The 16,716-nt window shown below is 25.8% G+C and carries 19 protein-coding genes and 1 other annotated feature; of the genes, 7 read left to right on the top strand and 12 right to left on the bottom strand.

Features of this window, described 5'->3' with window-relative positions; genetic code table 11:
- Positions 1 to 224 precede the first annotated feature (224 nt).
- From CKV72_RS03365 to CKV72_RS03350, 4 genes are all read left to right on the top strand, one after another.
- Positions 225 to 1,208 carry a biotin--[acetyl-CoA-carboxylase] ligase gene (locus CKV72_RS03365; protein ID WP_095177497.1) on the top strand — a complete coding sequence of 328 codons (984 nt, stop codon included), beginning with the start codon at positions 225 to 227 and terminating at the stop codon, positions 1,206 to 1,208.
- Between the two features lie 14 nt (positions 1,209 to 1,222).
- Complete coding sequence (locus tag CKV72_RS03360; protein WP_095177496.1) at positions 1,223 to 2,407, top strand: FxLYD domain-containing protein; 1,185 nt, start codon at positions 1,223 to 1,225, stop codon at positions 2,405 to 2,407.
- Between the two features lie 13 nt (positions 2,408 to 2,420).
- A complete protein-coding gene (locus CKV72_RS03355) occupies positions 2,421 to 3,551 on the top strand; it encodes a S1C family serine protease (RefSeq protein ID WP_089863053.1) in 1,131 nt (376 codons plus the stop codon).
- A gap of 155 nt (positions 3,552 to 3,706) precedes the next feature.
- Entirely contained in the window at positions 3,707 to 4,060 is a 354-nt protein-coding gene (locus tag CKV72_RS03350) for a LapA family protein (protein ID WP_089863054.1), read from the top strand.
- Between the two features lie 81 nt (positions 4,061 to 4,141).
- Here CKV72_RS03350 and CKV72_RS03345 read toward each other — a convergent pair whose 3' ends face one another.
- The 9 genes from CKV72_RS03345 to trxB form a co-directional block, all read right to left on the bottom strand.
- Positions 4,142 to 5,578, bottom strand: a complete 1,437-nt coding sequence (locus CKV72_RS03345) for a HAMP domain-containing sensor histidine kinase (protein WP_095177495.1) — start codon at positions 5,576 to 5,578, stop codon at positions 4,142 to 4,144.
- A gap of 1 nt (position 5,579) precedes the next feature.
- On the bottom strand, positions 5,580 to 6,278 hold the full coding sequence (locus tag CKV72_RS03340; RefSeq protein ID WP_089863056.1) for a response regulator transcription factor: 699 nt from the start codon (positions 6,276 to 6,278) through the stop codon (positions 5,580 to 5,582).
- A 93-nt stretch (positions 6,279 to 6,371) separates the two neighbouring features.
- Positions 6,372 to 7,445: an ethanolamine utilization protein EutH gene (gene eutH / locus CKV72_RS03335; RefSeq protein WP_095177494.1), complete on the bottom strand. Its 1,074-nt coding sequence runs from the start codon at positions 7,443 to 7,445 to the stop codon at positions 6,372 to 6,374.
- Positions 7,442 to 7,609 (bottom strand): hypothetical protein, encoded by a 168-nt coding sequence (locus CKV72_RS03330; RefSeq protein ID WP_181814537.1) that lies wholly within the window; start codon positions 7,607 to 7,609, stop codon positions 7,442 to 7,444. The genes eutH and CKV72_RS03330 overlap by 4 nt, the downstream gene beginning before the upstream one ends.
- 15 nt (positions 7,610 to 7,624) lie before the next feature.
- Positions 7,625 to 8,899 carry a coproporphyrinogen-III oxidase family protein gene (locus tag CKV72_RS03325; protein ID WP_095177493.1) on the bottom strand — a complete coding sequence of 425 codons (1,275 nt, stop codon included), beginning with the start codon at positions 8,897 to 8,899 and terminating at the stop codon, positions 7,625 to 7,627.
- Between the two features lie 96 nt (positions 8,900 to 8,995).
- Positions 8,996 to 9,949 (bottom strand): 2-hydroxyacid dehydrogenase, encoded by a 954-nt coding sequence (locus CKV72_RS03320; protein ID WP_095177492.1) that lies wholly within the window; start codon positions 9,947 to 9,949, stop codon positions 8,996 to 8,998.
- 66 nt (positions 9,950 to 10,015) lie between these two features.
- Entirely contained in the window at positions 10,016 to 10,741 is a 726-nt protein-coding gene (locus tag CKV72_RS03315) for an MgtC/SapB family protein (RefSeq protein ID WP_095177491.1), read from the bottom strand.
- Positions 10,742 to 10,924: 183 nt separating this feature from the next.
- Positions 10,925 to 11,152, bottom strand: coding sequence for a glutaredoxin family protein (locus CKV72_RS03310; protein ID WP_089863061.1), 228 nt, complete (start codon positions 11,150 to 11,152; stop codon positions 10,925 to 10,927).
- Positions 11,145 to 12,092: a thioredoxin-disulfide reductase gene (gene trxB / locus CKV72_RS03305; protein ID WP_089863062.1), complete on the bottom strand. Its 948-nt coding sequence runs from the start codon at positions 12,090 to 12,092 to the stop codon at positions 11,145 to 11,147. The genes CKV72_RS03310 and trxB overlap by 8 nt, the downstream gene beginning before the upstream one ends.
- Positions 12,093 to 12,346: 254 nt before the next feature.
- Here trxB and CKV72_RS03300 point away from each other — a divergent pair, with 254 nt between their 5' ends.
- Positions 12,347 to 13,705 (top strand): YjiH family protein, encoded by a 1,359-nt coding sequence (locus CKV72_RS03300; RefSeq protein WP_095177490.1) that lies wholly within the window; start codon positions 12,347 to 12,349, stop codon positions 13,703 to 13,705.
- 94 nt (positions 13,706 to 13,799) lie between these two features.
- Positions 13,800 to 14,087 carry a DUF4491 family protein gene (locus CKV72_RS03295; protein WP_089863064.1) on the top strand — a complete coding sequence of 96 codons (288 nt, stop codon included), beginning with the start codon at positions 13,800 to 13,802 and terminating at the stop codon, positions 14,085 to 14,087.
- 32 nt (positions 14,088 to 14,119) lie between these two features.
- On the opposite strand, the gene CKV72_RS12085 is transcribed toward CKV72_RS03295, so the two are convergent.
- Both CKV72_RS12085 and CKV72_RS03290 read right to left on the bottom strand, forming a co-directional pair.
- Positions 14,120 to 14,272 (bottom strand): hypothetical protein, encoded by a 153-nt coding sequence (locus CKV72_RS12085; protein WP_157726526.1) that lies wholly within the window; start codon positions 14,270 to 14,272, stop codon positions 14,120 to 14,122.
- A 48-nt stretch (positions 14,273 to 14,320) separates the two neighbouring features.
- Complete coding sequence (locus CKV72_RS03290; protein WP_095177489.1) at positions 14,321 to 14,920, bottom strand: hypothetical protein; 600 nt, start codon at positions 14,918 to 14,920, stop codon at positions 14,321 to 14,323.
- Positions 14,921 to 15,123: 203 nt separating this feature from the next.
- On the opposite strand from CKV72_RS03290, the gene CKV72_RS03285 reads away from it, so the two are divergent.
- Positions 15,124 to 15,726, top strand: coding sequence for a HutD family protein (locus tag CKV72_RS03285; protein WP_202192205.1), 603 nt, complete (start codon positions 15,124 to 15,126; stop codon positions 15,724 to 15,726).
- 60 nt (positions 15,727 to 15,786) lie between these two features.
- Here CKV72_RS03285 and CKV72_RS03280 read toward each other — a convergent pair whose 3' ends face one another.
- A complete protein-coding gene (locus CKV72_RS03280; RefSeq protein ID WP_089863283.1) occupies positions 15,787 to 16,296 on the bottom strand; it encodes a tryptophan transporter in 510 nt (169 codons plus the stop codon).
- Positions 16,297 to 16,426: 130 nt separating this feature from the next.
- Positions 16,427 to 16,671: a binding site (T-box leader), on the bottom strand.
- Positions 16,672 to 16,716: the final 45 nt, after the last annotated feature.

The following is a 16,716-nucleotide window of genomic DNA, read 5'->3' as shown; positions in this document are numbered from 1 at the left end:
AATATCACCTCTTTATGTATAATAAACTTTACTAAATTATATCATATACCCATAGTAAATAATGATAATTAATGATTAACAGTTTATTAATTTTTTTATTGTATATATATGTTGTATTATATTTATATAATAGCATTTGTTATTGGCATAAAATATATAAATCTATTAATCAAAACTAATGTTATAATAGTATTTGAATCTTAATTTGGAGGTGTGGCTATTATATGAAGGAAGCTATTTTAAAACTTTTAAAATTAAATAAAGATACTTTTTTGTCTGGTCAATGTATAAGTGATAAGTTCAAAGTTTCTAGGACTGCTATATGGAAATGTATAAATTCTCTAAAAGAAGCGGGATATGTAATAGATTCTGTACCTAATAAAGGTTATAAGCTTATTTCTACACCAGATATATTAACATATGAAGAAATTGAACCTTATTTAAATACCATTAACATAGGAAGAAAAGTTTTATATTTTAAAGAACTTGATTCTACAAATAATAAAGCTAAAGAATTAGCTTTTAATTCTCCCGAAGGTACAGTGATTATAAGTGAATTGCAAACCTCTGGCAGAGGCCGACTTGGAAGGGATTGGTACTCTCCTTCTGGAAATGGCATATATATGTCAACAATATTAAAACCTGACGTTGATCCTGTTAATGCATCTAAAATAACTCAAATTGCTGCAGCAGCTCTTTGTAAAAGTTTTAATGAATTTGGAATTAAATCATACATAAAATGGCCTAATGACATAATAGTTAATAATAAAAAAGTATGTGGAATTTTAACTGAGATGGATGCTGAATTAAATCAAATAAACTACATAATATTAGGAGTTGGCATAAATGTAAATATGGAAAAAGGTAGTTTTCCTAAAGAAATAAATAACATAGCTTCATCTTTAAAAATAGAAAGTGGTTTACATGTAAATAGACAAAAACTAATTTCTTCCATATTAAATAATTTTGAAATACTTTATAATGAATATCTATATAAAAAAAATATTTCATCTTCCATTAAAATTTGCAAAGAAAATTCTATAATTTTAGGAAGAGAAATTAAAATTATAAAAGGAAATGAAACTTTACAGGGTACTGCCATAGATATTGATGATGAAGGTGTTTTAATAGTTAAAGATAAAAATGGCAATTTAAATAAAATAATATCTGGCGAAGTTTCCGTTAGAGGACTTAACAGTTACATTTAAAGGGGGTAACCACTTTGATATCTTCTAATTCTAATAACAATAAAAGTGAAGATACCATTATATACAAAAAAGAAGATTTACAAGTATCTATAGAAAACAATCAAATTTCTCCTAAAGAAATAATTGATATAAACAAAGATGAAAATAGTTTTTTTTCAAAGAATAAACTATACTTCATAGTTCCAATAATTTCTGCTTTTATTGGATTCTTTATAATAGGATGTACTTATATTTATGAAGATAAATTAAATAAAAACATTCTTTCTTCACAATCTAAAGCAGAATCTCTAGCATTATCTGGGGATTTAGATAGTTCTCTAAAAATAATTAAAGACCTTTTAGCTAAACGACCTAATTATACCTCTTTACAAATGAATCTAGAGTTTTTAATAAAAGGTAAAGATTTTCAAAAAGTATTAGCTAGAGTAGAAAATCTTAAGAAAAAAGATAGATATGATGAAGCTTTAAATGAATTATCTTCTTTAGAGAAAGAATTAGAAAATTCTACTGGTCCCTTTTGGTCTACTTTTAAGAAACAACAAATTACTCTAAAAAATAGCATATTAATTGCTGAAATAAAAAATGATATGGCCAACAAAAATACTATTGATGAGTTAATACCATATTATATAAAAATATCTCAAATTGAATCTGAAGAAAGCCAAGCTTTATTAGAAAAAATCAAAACTGAAATATCTAATATAGCTTATACTAATGCTGATAATTTTCTAAAAAAGAAGCATTTTGATGAGGCAATAAAAGAAATAGACAAGGCTTTACAATATGATAAAGATAACGAGAAATTATTATCTTTCAAAAATATAATTCAAAGGAAAAAAGGACAATTTGAAATAGATGAACAAAAAAGAATTAAACAAGCTATTGATTCAGCTAAAAAAGAAGAAAATAAGAATAAAAATAATTCAGTAAAATCTTTATCGGTAAATGGTTCTTTTAGTGATAAAGGTGAATTTATTGTTAAAGGTGAAATTGAAAACATAGGAACCCAATCTATTCATTCTGTAGAAGTTTTTTATTCAATATTAGATTCAAAAGGAAATCTAGTAAAGTCCAACTCAATATATGTACATCCAAATTATCTTAAACCTAAAGATAAGGGGACTTTTGAATTTGTTCATAATAATTTAAGCAATGCCTCTACTGTTAAAATCGATAAATTTACTTGGATTCTAGAATAGGAGTGTTTTAAATATGAAAAAATATAATTTTAAGTTCATATTATCATCTATTTTATCAATTATTTTTATAAGTTTTGGTATAGCTGGCTCATATGTTATACATAATACTATGAAACACTCCACTATATCTACTAATTCTAAACTAGGTTCAATAGAAGATCTAAAATCTATCCAAATTAAGGATAAGGGATTAAGTAAAATAATAAATGAAAGTCAGAAGTTAGTAATGCTTGTATATGCTGATACGGAAAAAGGACTTAGTCAAGGCTCTGGATTTTTATACAATGATAAAGGTGATGTCATAACAAATGCACATGTAGTAGGAGATGCATTAGATGTAAATGTAAGACTAATAGATTCTACTTTGTATAAAGGTACGGTTATTGGAAAGTCTCCTTCTTTAGATATTGCACTAATTAGAGTACCTGCTTTAGAAAATAGATCACCTTTAAAGATAAATAAAAATTATAAAGCTAAAATAGGTAATGAAATTATAGCCATAGGAAGTCCTTTTGGCCTAGAAAATACTATAACTACAGGAATTATAAGTGCTGTAGATAGAAACTTTACCATAGGACAATATGAATATAAAAATATGTATCAAATAACTGCTCCTATTGACAATGGAAGTAGTGGTGGTCCTTTATTAGACAAACATACTGGTGATATAATTGGGGTTAATTCCGCTAAAGCTGGTGATTCTAGTATAGGCTTTAGTATTCCAATAAATCAAGTTATAGAATACGTTGAAACTTGGTCTCAAAACCCTGCTGTAAATGTTACTAAGGATACTAGTCCTAAAGCAAGTATAGATGATATAAAAGAAAAAAAATATACTTCTGAGTATTTAGTTAGATACTTTTATGAATGTATAAATGCTGAAAACTATTTAGAAGCATACACTATTTTAGGTAGCGATTTACAATCAAAACTAACTTATGAAAACTTCAAAAAAAATTATGAAGAAATAAAAACTATAGAAGTCAAAAATATTTTCTCTAAAGTAAATAAAGATAAAAGTATATCTATAACTGCTATAATTAAAAATTCCTATGATAAAGTTACTAAAGAAATAAAAATAAATTATATTTTAGATTTTGAAAATAATACTTTAAAAATAATAAATTATAAAGAAATAAAATAAAAAACTGCAATGCAGTTTTTTATTTTATTAGATAATGCTAAATTAGAACTAACTATACAAAATATAACATATTTGTACAAAACATATTCTATTTCATGTTATAATTATTATAAAATAGATTTTTTAAATTACTTTTTTAAAGGGGAGTGTTTTTAATGCAAATGGGATTTGTTCTATCTTTAATTTTTGCTACATTAGTTGCAATATTTGCTATACAAAATTCTGCAGTTATTTACGTTAAATTCTTTTTTACTTCTTTTCAAGTTTCTCAAGCTTTAATTATATTTATATCTGCAGTACTTGGTGCAGTAATAGTCATGTTTTTAGGTCTTAGACGTGAATATGCTTTAAGAAAAAAACTTAAGCAAACTGAAAAAAATCTTTCCCAAAAGGATGAAGAAATAACCTCCTTAACCACAGAAATCAATAATTTAAAAGAACAACTTAATTTCCCCCATAATAAAAAACAAACTGATGACATCGAAGCAAAAGAAAATCAAACCATATAAATAGTGGCTGTCACACTGAAGAATTTAATATAATATTGCGGTATTATTCTTTAATGCGACAGCTCTCGTTTATACAAAATTTTAAGATTGTATTTTATAAAGCTTTATTTTAAATCTTGCTCCTTTGTCAATATCACTTATAAGTTTTATTTCTCCTTTATGCTTTTCTACTATGGCCTTAGTTATTGCTAACCCTAAACCTGTTCCTCCTTGTTTCGAATTTCTAGAAGTATCCACCCTTATAAAAGGATTAAAAATATCTTGTTTTAATTTTTTAGGAATTCCTATTCCATTATCCACTATTTCTATTTCTACACAATCTTTATGTTCTTTTAAAGATACTTGGATACTAGTACCTTCATTATTGTATTTTATGCTATTTTCTAAAATATTTGATATAGCTCTGTACAAACTTTTTTCATTTCCCATTATGAATACTTCATTTTCTGGCAAATAGAAATTGTAAATCATATCTTTTTGTTCCATTTGAGGTATATGGTTTGCTATTATTTCTCTAATTAATTCGCATATATCTATATTGTCAAAGTCTATAGAAAAGCCTATGCTTTCAAATTTAGATAATTCAAATAAATCTACTACAAGATCATTTACTCTAATACTGTTATTTTCTATTATCTTCAAATATTTATCTTTTTCTTCATTAGATATATCTTTATTCTCTATTAAATAATTTGAATACCCTCTAATGCTAGCTAGGGGATTTTTTAAATCATGAGAAATGTCTAACATCAATCTTTTCCTGTTTTCTTCAGATTTTTCTTTAAGTTTTCTCTCCTCTTCTATTTTTTCTACCATTAAATTAAAGGCATCTCTTAACTCTCCAAATTCATTTTGAGATTTTAAGTATATTCTAGTAGAATAATCACCTTGTATAATTTTTTTTACTCCTGCCATAAGTTCTTTTAGGGGTCTAGTTAAATTCTTAGATGTAAATTTTGCATACATTATCATCATAAGTACAAATATTATCATATACCCTAATATTGCTATTCTAAAAAAAGTTTTTGGCTTTATTTTTTGACCTTTTATTGTTGTAATAAAATAATTATCGTTAGGAAGATATACTAATAGAAAAAAATCTTTGTTTTCATTATACTCTATATTTGCTATATAGTTTTTATTTTCAAATAAACCATCGCTGTTATCTTTAATTAATTTATAAAATTCTTTTTTTGTATAACAATTTCTTTTATTTTTTTGTTCTCCTTTAACATTAATCACTTTTAAATCACTATCAATTATTTCAATCCAACCTTCTACTTTTAAAACTTCTGAGGCATCTATTTTTTTATAATCATCTACCATTATATTTTCTGCTAATAATTTTGATTTATCTTCACTAAGTAGATTGTTTATTGGTAAAAACAAAATAATCCACATAACCAACGTAATAACAAAAAATATAATCAATGTTATAAACATCATTATATTGGATACAATATAGTTTCTTAAAAGTAAATTTGATATTTTTTTCTTATTCTTCATTCTATTTCTCATATCATTCTACCTTTTCCAATTTATATCCTATTCCTCTGATAGTTTTTAAATATACAGGTTCCTTAGGATTATCTTCTATCTTGTCTCTTATATGGCTTATATGTACCATTATTGTATTAGCATCACCATAATATTCATATCCCCATACCCTTTCATATATTTGTTTTTTAGTATGTACTCTTCCTTTATTCTCCATCAAAAACTCTATTATTTTGTATTCCTTTGCATTCAATTCAATTGACTTTCCATTTTTATAAAGAGTGCAGGCATCTTTATCTAACAATAATTTTCCATTTTTTATTTTATTATTTTTCTCAATATCAATATCATTTTGAGAATAAGCTTCAATTCTCCTAAATATAGCCTTTACCCTTGCTACCACCTCCATAGGGCTAAATGGCTTTACTATATAATCGTCTGCTCCAAGTCCTAATCCTAATATTTTATTTTCATCTTCTCCTCTAGCTGTTATAAATATTACTGGTATATTACTTTTTTCTCTAATCTTTTTTAAAACTTTAAATCCATCTAATCCTGGCATCATTATGTCTAATATTGCTAAATCTATATCATTTTTATTAAAAACATCCAAAGCTTCTATGCCATTACTTGCCTCATATACAATATAGTCTTCTTTTATTAAATGTAGCCCTAAAAGTTCTCTTATGTCCTGTTCATCTTCTGCTATTAATATATTCATATTAATAAACTCCTTTTCTAAATAATAATTAATTTATTTGATTTTAATTATATCATAGCTTTTAATATAATAATTATGTAAATATTATCTATCTTAATTTTCTTGTATTTTTAAAATATATAAACTTATAAAAAACGATAATGCTCCTCCTGATAATTTAGATACTATAAATGCCGTTATCATACTAGGTTCAATTCCTGAAATAAAGGCAAGTTGTCCTCCAAATACAAAAGCTACACTTACAGTTAAAGATGAATTTATTATTTTACCTCTATAGTCCATTTCCTTAAAAGATTTAAATACCAATATATTATTAGCAAGGTTTGCTAATATTCCTGTAACTGAAAATGCATTTGTTCTAACTTTATTGCCTATTCTTTGTAAAACTTTATAAAAAAGTTTATTTATAACTGATATCATTGGATATGCTCCACCTAATATGAAAGCTATTTTTCCTACCACTTCTATAGCTTCAGAAAAAGATATTATATTTTCAAATATTTTTATATTAAAAATCATATAAATACCTTGAGCTAATAAACCTATACTACTTAAAATCAAAATAAGCTTCCCAATAAAATTAAAAATATTAATAAGTTTATTAGGAATTTTTATAATACTTATAGATAGCAAAAAAGAAAAGAAAATAATAGGCAGCATATTGTACAACATGTATCCCTTGTTTACATCACAAAATAGTCCTCCTACAATGCATCCAAAAGGTGTTGCCATTATCCCTACTATCACTCCTTTAAAAAAATCTTTTAACTCATCCTTTTCTATTATTCCTAAAGCTAATGGAATTGAAAAGCTAAAAGTAGCTCCTATATTAGAAGCTAATACGATTCCTGAAAATAATCCCATACCCTTATCTAGTGCTAAAATCTTAGATAAATTATATCCTCCCATATCAACTGCCAGTATAATTCCTGAAAATATAGAAGGATCTAATTTAAAAATTTTACATATAGGAACTATAAATTTTGATATATACTGAGCTATTACAGGTGTTAAAGAATATATCCCCATCATGCTTAATGCTAACGTTCCCATGGATTTTATTCCCTCTTCAAATTTTTCACCTAGTTTAAATTTATTTCCCAGTAAGTAATCTATACCTCCTATTATGAAAAATACTCCAATTAAATACATTACTAGTTTGTTCAATATTGCTTTATCCTCCATTTATTTATATTATTAGCATTACAATGTTTACAACTCAAATTACAATAGTATGTTAAAATTATTGTACCTAATATAGGCTTTTTCTCTTTAAATATAATTATTTTCATACCAAATAGAGCCAACTTTAAAAAACCTCTTTTTTTCATATGGGCCTCCTTAGTCTATAAACTTATTTCATCTATCCAAGCTTTTTTCATAGAATTTTCCCACAAATTATTTAGATAATATATGGAATACTGTTTTTCTACATAATGATATGCAAATCTCCCCAATTCTGTTAAATAAATTTTATCTTCTTCTTCTTTGGACATACCAAATATTTTTAAAAGATTAAAAAGTAATCTAAATTCTTTTTTCATATCTTTATTAAATAGTGTATAAAATCTATTCTTATCTATAATTCCATCATAGCATCTCCAAAATATCCAGAATATCATCTTTTCTCTATTAGTCATAGTGTTTACTATATTTATAGGTAGTTTGTCTTCATTTAAAGCCTTTATATATTCCTCAACATTAAAGGTATTTAAGTAAAAATAATTTGAAAAAAGAGAACTAGCTCCTGCTCCTATACCTATGAAACTTTCTCTTGTAACAGATGTATATCTATTATCCTCTGATTTTCCATAGGTCCATATAGAACTTCTCTCATAACCACACTCTTTTGATACTTTATCAATTAAATTAAGTATTTTTCTCTCCTCTAATTCACTAAATCTCTTTAATTTATTTTCTCTTATAATTTTATCCATAGGTGTCATAGGAAACACTATCAACGGATATATAGAAAGTTGATTAATATTATAAGAATAGACTTTTCTTAAATCCTGTTCTATATCTTCTATAGTTTGTCCAGGTAAATTAGTCATAATATCTATATCTACACACTTAAAGTTAAATTTGTCTATTTTTTCTAAAGCATTTTCTATATCTTTAACTGTATATCTTCTTCCTAAAAACTTTAACTTATCATCATCAAAAGTTTGTACACCTAAACTTAAAAGATTTACTCCTAAGGATTTTAATTTTGTTAAAAGTTCTTCTGAAACTTCTGTTGGATAAACTTCTATACCTATATCCCCATTAAATTCAAATTCATCTTTTATATAATTAATTACCTCATTTAGTTCATCAACTAAAAGGGTTGGCGTACCTCCCCCTATATATATAGATGTGATATTTTTGTTTTTTAGATATTTTTTATACATTTTAATTTCTTTCATTAAGGAATTTTTATAATCTCTAGCTTTTTCTTTTTCATAAAGCACTTTGTTATAAGGACAATATGGACATATACTTTTACAAAATGGTATATGTATATATATACCTGTATCTTCATCTATTTCTCTAAAATCTACCATATCTTGACTATATCCCTTAAATATAAATTTATCTTTTTTGCCAAGTATTACTCTTCTAAATATATCTGTAATCATTTTTTTCTCCTTATTCACATAATTCTTTTAATCTTTTATAAAAAACATCGTAGAATGATACTATTTTCATTCTACGATGTTTTTATTTGCTCTAAATTATTCTACCACATTTTCTGGATTTCCTTCTATCCATTTTTCTATATTTCTAAATACTATTTCCGCTCTTCTCTCCATTGCCTCTTTTGTAGCAAATCCTATATGAGGAGTTAAAACTGAATTTTTAGTTTTTAATAATTCATATTCCTGTGGTATCGGTGGTTCCATATCAAATACATCTATTCCTGCTCCACCTAATTGTCCTTTATTTAAGGCCTCAGCTAATACTTTATTATCTACAATAGGACCTCTTGCAGTATTTATTAACAGTGCATTTTTCTTCATCATTGCTAATTTCTCACTATTTATAAGTCCTTTTGTTTCACTATTTGAAGGTATGTGAAGAGTAACTATATCACTATTTTTTAAAACTTCATCCAATGTAGTTTGCTTTGCTCCTAATTCTTTAATATGTTGTTTTTCACTTCTATTATATACTAAAACATTGCATCTAAAGGCTTTTCCTATTCTAATAACTTCTGTACCTATATTTCCTGCTCCTATAACCCCTAAAGTTTTTCCGGCTAAATCATATTGAGCATATCCTTGTTTTGTATTTCCCTCTCTAACTTCATCATTTAGCGGAACTATATTTCTTAGTAATGATAAAATTAAACCAAATGTTAGTTCTGCAACAGATGATGTACTATATCCTGCTGCATTACAAACCATAATGTTGTTTTTCTTACAAGTTTCCATATCTATATGGTCTACCCCTGTAAAAGCAACTGAAATCATTTTTAAGTTTTTAGCTGCCTCTATTACTTCCTTTTTTAATGGCATATTAGCTAAAATTAATATATCCGCTTTTTCAACTCTTTTCTTTAGTACTTCTACATCTTCACTTTTTTCATTGTGTAGTATTAATTCATGACCTTTATCTGTTAATTTTGATGCTATATTTTTTATCTTATCTTCACTTACACCCAAAGGTTCTAATACAACTATTTTCATAAAAACATCCTCCTCATACACTATTATCCTACTATTATGATATAAGTTGTATTAAAATATTTCAAGCTATATCAAAAATACCTTATCTAATTTATCTATATTTCCCAACTCAGTCAACACATCTACTATTCTTATAGTTCTAGGTACTAATATTGTATAAACACTTGATACATGATTATTTTTTTTATAATGTTCTTCATTATAGTCTTCTTCATCCTCTATTAAATACTCTATATTTTTTACTTTAATATTATTTTCTAAAAAATATTTTTGTAGTTCATCTCCTATTAATGCACTTTGATCATCATAATCTATTCTCATTCTATATAAATTACTCTTTTCTAAAAATCTATTTTCAAATTTTTTAAGACTAACCAATGTTATAACAACACATACTGCTGCCATTATACTTAAGCTATAAAATCCCCATCCTACTGCAAGTCCAATACAGGCTACTACCCATAAACTTGCAGCAGTAGTTAGTCCTTTTACTGATCCTTTTTCTCTTATTATAGTACCTGCTCCTAAAAAACCTATCCCGCTAATTACTTGAGCACCTAATCTACCTAAATCTGTTTTAATACCTGCTACTGAATTTGGATTTTTTGTACTTAATTCTAATATATTATTCATTAAATTTGCCTGTATCATAGATATAACAGTTGCTCCTACACATACCAATATATGTGTTCTAAATCCTGCTGGTCTATTATTATATTTTCTCTCATACCCAACAGCTCCCCCAATTGCTATGGCAGTCAATAATCTTATGGCTATTACTTCTGTGCTCAAAACAATCTCCCCTTTTTTAGTAATTCATCTATTGTTTAAAACAAGTATATCAAAACAAAAGCTTTTTAGGCAATAGTCCTATAAATTTACAACTTTAAATACAGAAATAAAAGAAGAACTATAAATACGAGGGCACTAAAAAACTTTAAGTTTTTCAGTACCCTCGCAAATACATATACTCTTTTATTTTTGTAGCGCTTTATCTATAGCAATTCTATTAAATCCAATTATAATTTCACCATTAATATCTATTACAGGTACAGATTGTTGCCTTGATTTTTCTATCATTTCTTCTTTTCCATTTTTATCTTCTGATACATTGATATCTTTATACTCTATATCTTTTGAGTCAAAATAAGCTTTTGCCTTATTACAATAAGGACATGTTGGTATTGAATATATTTTAATCATTGTTTTCCCTCCTTTTTTGAGATATATATTTTTCTGCAGATAATGCTGCTATAGCTCCATCTGAATTAGCTGTTACTAACTGTCTAAATTGCTTTGTTCTCACATCACCTGCTGCAAAAACTCCCTCTACATTTGTCTTTGTATTTTCATCAGCTATGATATATCCTCTTTCATCTAAATTTATATAACTTTTATATAAATCTGTGTTAGGAACCATGCCTATATAAACAAATATACCATCAACATTTATCTTATATTGTTCCTTTGTCTTTAGATTTTCTACTAAAACCTGTTCTAATTTATTTTCACCAAAAGCATTCCTAATTTCTGCATTCCAAATCACTTTTATTTTATTATTATTAAATACTTCTTGTTGAAGAGATTTTTCCCCTTGGAAATAGTCAAATTGATGCACCATAGTTATATTCTTTGCATATCTTGATAAAAATATTGCACCTTCTAAAGCTGAATTTCCACCTCCTACTACTATTATATCCTTGTCTTGATAAAATTCTCCATCACACAATTCACAATGATGAATTCCGTTTCCATGATATTTTTTTTCTTCTGGAATAGGAAGTGGTCTATATTTAGCACCTGCAGCTATTATAACTGCTTTAGGTTTATATACGTAATCATAAGTTTCTATTATTTTTTCTTCATCTGTTAGTTTTATATATTGTATTTCATCAAATTCATCTATTTTCGCTCCTAAATCTTTAGCATGATCATATATTTTATTTACTAATTCTTCCCCAGATATACTTCTAAAACCTGGGTAATTTTCTATGGAATAGGTAGATCTTATTTGTCCACCAATTAATTCATTTTCTAATACTATAAAATCTAATCTCATTCTAGCTGCATATATAGCTGCCGTTAATCCTGCAGGTCCAGTTCCAATAATAATTAAGTCTATCATCTTTTCTTCTTTATTCATTTAATCACCTACTAATGAATATTTTGTATCAATTAATATAAATTATTAATTGATATTATAGTTTATATTCTAATTTATGTCAATATTTTTATATTATAGATTTTATAAATTTCCCTATTTTAATATCCTATTATATTATTTGTAAAAAGTGATTTTTTTATTTGCTATTTTTTTTATAAACTATTGATTAATTAATATTTATACATTATAATGTGTGATGTTGTATAAATATTAATTAAAAGGAGTTTGATTAAATGGAAAATGAAGTTAAAGTTCAATATTCTTTAAAAGAATTTTTACAATTTTTTGTACCTTCTTTAATAGGAATATTACTTTTTATGATACCCATATCACATAATAATGAAATTACTATACCTATAGCTGTATTATCCAAATCTCTACAATCTTTATTAGAAAATTTCTTACCAGCTATAATGGTATTACTAATAAGTATAACTTTTGTTTTTAGTACAGTTGCAAAACTTATAAGACCTAAATTTATTCTAAATAATAAGTTTTTAAATTCCTTATTTAATGTTTCTCCATTATGGTTTTTTATTAGAATATTTGGTTTTATATTTGCAATAGCAACTTATTTTAAAATAGGTCCAAGCTGGATTGGAAGTGAAGCTACAGGTGGACTTTTACTATATGATCTTCTTCCAGTTCTGTTTTCTATCTTTTTATTTGCAGGTATGCTTTTACCACTACTGCTAAACTTTGGTTTATTAGAATTTTTTGGTGTTATTTTAAATAAAGTAATGCGTCCTATTTTTACATTGCCCGGTAGATCTTCTATAGATTGTATAGCTTCATGGCTTGGTGATGGCTCCATAGGTGTTTTACTAACTAGTAAACAATATGAAGATGGATATTATAGTAAAAGAGAAGCTGCGGTAATTGGCACAACCTTTTCAGCTGTATCTATAACCTTTAGTCTAGTAGTTATATCTCAAGTAAATCTTTCTCATTTATTTGTACCATTTTATTTGGCAGTCACCTTAGCTGGTGTAGTAGCCGCTATAATTATACCAAGAATTCCACCCCTTTCTAGAAAACCAGATACCTACTATAACAATGCAAAAGTAGATAATTCTGAACTAGTTCCTAAAGGATATAGTTCTTTTCAATGGGGTATAATAAAAGCTGTTGATAAAGCTAAAACTAACACCAGTACTTCTAATTTTTTAAAAGATGGAATGGAAAATATATTAGATATGTGGTTAGGTGTAACTCCTGTAGTTATGGCCATGGGAACTTTTGCTCTAATTTTAGCAGAATTCACACCTATTTTTAAATGGTTAGGAATGCCTTTTATTCCTGTATTAAATCTTTTAAGAGTGCCTGAAGCTGCGGCCGCTTCTCAAACACTCGTAGTTGGATTTGCTGACATGTTTTTACCTTCTGTAATAGGTGCTACTATAGCTAATGAAATGACTAGATTTATTATAGCTTGCGTTTCTGTTACTCAATTAATATATATGTCTGAAGTTGGTGGACTCCTATTAGGATCAAAAATCCCTGTATCTTTAAAAGATTTAATAATAATATTCATTCAACGTACTTTAATTACTCTACCAGTAGTTTCTTTAGTAGCCCATATTATATTTTGATAAAAAGCTGAATGCAAATTTGCATTCAGCTTTTTATTTTTTGTTATAATGATATAATAAATACATATAATTTATTATATAAAAGGAGGAATTTATGAATTATTACGGAATAATTATAGGATTCACTTTTTTGTTTTTAACTGGAATAGGACATGTCATAGTTATTAAATCAGAATATTATTTTGGAACTAAAGTTTGGCCTGTGTTTTTAATGCTTGCTATTATCTCTTTACTTTTCTCTTTAAAAGTAGATAATAATATTCTATCTGGAATATTAGGTATAAATGGTTTTGTGTTTTTATGGGCAATATTAGAATTATTTCAACAAAAAGAAAGAGTTAAAAAAGGATGGTTTCCTGATAATCCAAAAAAATTGCTATAAAACTATATAGTTTTATAGCAATTTTTTATTATTTATTTTCTCATAGCTCTAGCTTTTCCTTGCACTTCAGTAGGATTTCCTTGATTTTTATATCCCGTTTTAGAGTTTAAACTATCCATATCATGAGATATCATAGATTTAATTTTTTCTTTTTCATTTACAGTATCAATTTTATCTCTACCCATAAGTGATCTCTCCTAAAACTATTATATTAATAATAGTTTCCCCTATGCTTATCTTTTTATTCTATTTATCTCTTTAGAAATAATATTAAATCTATTCTCATCTTTATTATCTATTGAGTCATTTAATAGAATATATAAAGTTTCTAAATATAATTCTTTTTTCTCTTCTTTTTTCATATAATCTATTTTTGTGTTTTTTAAATTATTAAGTATTTTTCTTTCCCTATATACTACATCTAAAGATAATATATATTCTCTAAACTCCTCTTTATTTAATAAAAAAAACACTCTATTTTCATCCTTTACAGAAGAAATTTTTATATGTTCATCATTTAAAATAGTTAATATTATTTTTTTGTTATCTATATCAAATTCTTCTTCTTTTTTTTCACTCCATGTACCTTTATAAAAATTATTTAAAAAATCTATGAAATTTTTAAACTTATCTTTAGTAAAGGTAAAATTATTAAAACCTGTGCTCTTTTTAAAGCACATATTATAAAATTCTTTATTTCTAAAGTTCTTTTTTATAACAACTAGCATATAATCAGAATATTTATTCAAAACCCTTTCTGGGGTAAATTTCAGTCCATACTTAAATTTGCTATTTAAAATATTTCTTGACACAACAAAATTATCTATTTTCACAACTTATTCTCCTTTTTTTATTTTATAGCATGACTTATATATTATAACCTAAATAGCTAATTTTCATACCTTTGGCGAAATATTAAAATAATTCAATTTTGATAAGCTTTTCATTTTTATGAATTTTATTATAAAAATTGAATTTTTATAATAATTAAAATATAATTAAAATATAATTATATTTTAATAAGGTGGGGATAAAATTGTCGTATTCTATTGAAGTAATAAAAAAAGAAGAACAAAAAACTAGCACTTGGTCTGGAGGAACTACTACCCAATTATTTATATATCCTAAAAATGCTGAATATAAAAAATTAAATTTTGGATGGAGATTAAGTTCTGCAAAAGTAATTGATGAAGAGTCTACTTTCTCTCATCTTCCCAATATTTGGAGATATATAATGGTTTTGCATGGTAATTTAAAACTTATTCATGAAGATCATCATAGTGTAGACTTGTCACCCTTTGAAGTAGATAGTTTCAGTGGTAATTGGACAACTAAAAGCTATGGAAAAGTAACAGACTTTAACTTAATGTTATCTAAAGACTTTACTGGAAATATAAATGCCATAAGTTTAGAAAAAAGCACTACATTTTCTATAGATAAAAATCTTTACCATGTAGAAGCTTTTTATTCTCTAGCTAAAGACACTTATATTTCTATAAATAAAAAAGATCCTATTAAATTAAATGAAAACGATTTGCTAATTATAACTTTTGATAAAAATAATTCTACAGATAATATTTCTGTATATAATAATCTAAAAGACACCAAAATAATAAGAGCATCTATAAATAATAAATAATTTAAAAATTAAAGAATATGCTTAAAATAATTTAAAGCATATTCTTATATCCATTATATATTAAGCTGATTTTGAATAAGTTAATGCAGTTAATACAATCTTAAAAAGTAAAAAAGATACACAAGCATTAATTAAAGTAGCAGGTAAAACAACGGATAATACTAATGTTTTAAAAGAAGTTGGAAGTCCAACTATATAAAAAGCTGATCCTAAAAATATAGATCCACTTATAAAAGTTCCTATCATAGATACTAATACTATATTTATATTATTTCTAAATTTATTATCTAATATTTTAAACAATATATATACAATCTGACAAGTTATTATTTTGTCTATAAAATTAGGTAACTGTCCTCCTGGAAAAGTAGTAGTCATAGCTGTTAGAACCCCTGAACATAATCCTATTACCATGGCAGTTTTATAATTATCTACTAAATATATAGATATAAACATCATTATTAATAAAAAGTCTGGTTTCATTCCTAAAAATAAAGGTGGAGTAACTTGGTGCAATATAAATCCAATCGCTAAAAATACAGAAGTTAATACTAAATCTTTTAATTTCATTTTACATAACATCCTTTCCAAATTGCATTTTATTTTAAAATTCCAATATAGATTTTTCATCTTTAGCTTTCACAACATAATTACTCCCCCCCTTCTTAAAATTATCAAATAAAAAAACCTTCATCCTAAAAGCTAGGACGAAGGTATTATTCGCGGTACCACCTAAATTGTGCAAAATGCACCTCTTTTACAGGATACTAACATATCCTTCCCTTTTTAACGGTAGGTTTCCGGTAACTACTACTCTCTTTAATTAAAGATTTCGTTTTACTTCTACAAGGCCCATTCATTAAAATCTATATTATTGAGTTCCCACCATCCTCAACTCTCTTTAAATAATCAATTTTAACTACTCTTCCTTGTCAATGAATTTTTTATAATTTTATTATTCTTAATTATATCACTTTCTATATTTTTTTC

This window comes from Clostridium cochlearium (assembly GCF_900187165.1).
Taxonomy (GTDB): Bacteria; Bacillota; Clostridia; order Clostridiales; family Clostridiaceae; genus Clostridium_G; species Clostridium_G cochlearium.
This window is presented reverse-complemented; position numbering and strand designations above follow the sequence as displayed.

Excerpts from the sequence above, each read along its gene's own strand:
- CKV72_RS03295 (WP_089863064.1), top strand. The coding sequence starts at position 13,800 with ATGAATTATTACGGAATAATTATAGGATTCACTTTTTTGTTTTTAACT.
- CKV72_RS03280 (WP_089863283.1), bottom strand. The coding sequence starts at position 16,296 with ATGAAATTAAAAGATTTAGTATTAACTTCTGTATTTTTAGCGATTGGA.
- CKV72_RS03300 (WP_095177490.1), top strand. The coding sequence starts at position 12,347 with ATGGAAAATGAAGTTAAAGTTCAATATTCTTTAAAAGAATTTTTACAA.
- CKV72_RS03340 (WP_089863056.1), bottom strand. The coding sequence starts at position 6,278 with ATGAATATATTAATAGCAGAAGATGAACAGGACATAAGAGAACTTTTA.
- CKV72_RS12085 (WP_157726526.1), bottom strand. The coding sequence starts at position 14,272 with ATGGGTAGAGATAAAATTGATACTGTAAATGAAAAAGAAAAAATTAAA.
- CKV72_RS03310 (WP_089863061.1), bottom strand. The coding sequence starts at position 11,152 with ATGATTAAAATATATTCAATACCAACATGTCCTTATTGTAATAAGGCA.
- CKV72_RS03350 (WP_089863054.1), top strand. The coding sequence starts at position 3,707 with ATGCAAATGGGATTTGTTCTATCTTTAATTTTTGCTACATTAGTTGCA.
- CKV72_RS03330 (WP_181814537.1), bottom strand. The coding sequence starts at position 7,609 with ATGAAAAAAAGAGGTTTTTTAAAGTTGGCTCTATTTGGTATGAAAATA.
- CKV72_RS03355 (WP_089863053.1), top strand. The coding sequence starts at position 2,421 with ATGAAAAAATATAATTTTAAGTTCATATTATCATCTATTTTATCAATT.
- CKV72_RS03345 (WP_095177495.1), bottom strand. The coding sequence starts at position 5,578 with ATGAGAAATAGAATGAAGAATAAGAAAAAAATATCAAATTTACTTTTA.
- CKV72_RS03365 (WP_095177497.1), top strand. The coding sequence starts at position 225 with ATGAAGGAAGCTATTTTAAAACTTTTAAAATTAAATAAAGATACTTTT.
- trxB (WP_089863062.1), bottom strand. The coding sequence starts at position 12,092 with ATGAATAAAGAAGAAAAGATGATAGACTTAATTATTATTGGAACTGGA.
- CKV72_RS03325 (WP_095177493.1), bottom strand. The coding sequence starts at position 8,899 with ATGATTACAGATATATTTAGAAGAGTAATACTTGGCAAAAAAGATAAA.
- CKV72_RS03320 (WP_095177492.1), bottom strand. The coding sequence starts at position 9,949 with ATGAAAATAGTTGTATTAGAACCTTTGGGTGTAAGTGAAGATAAGATA.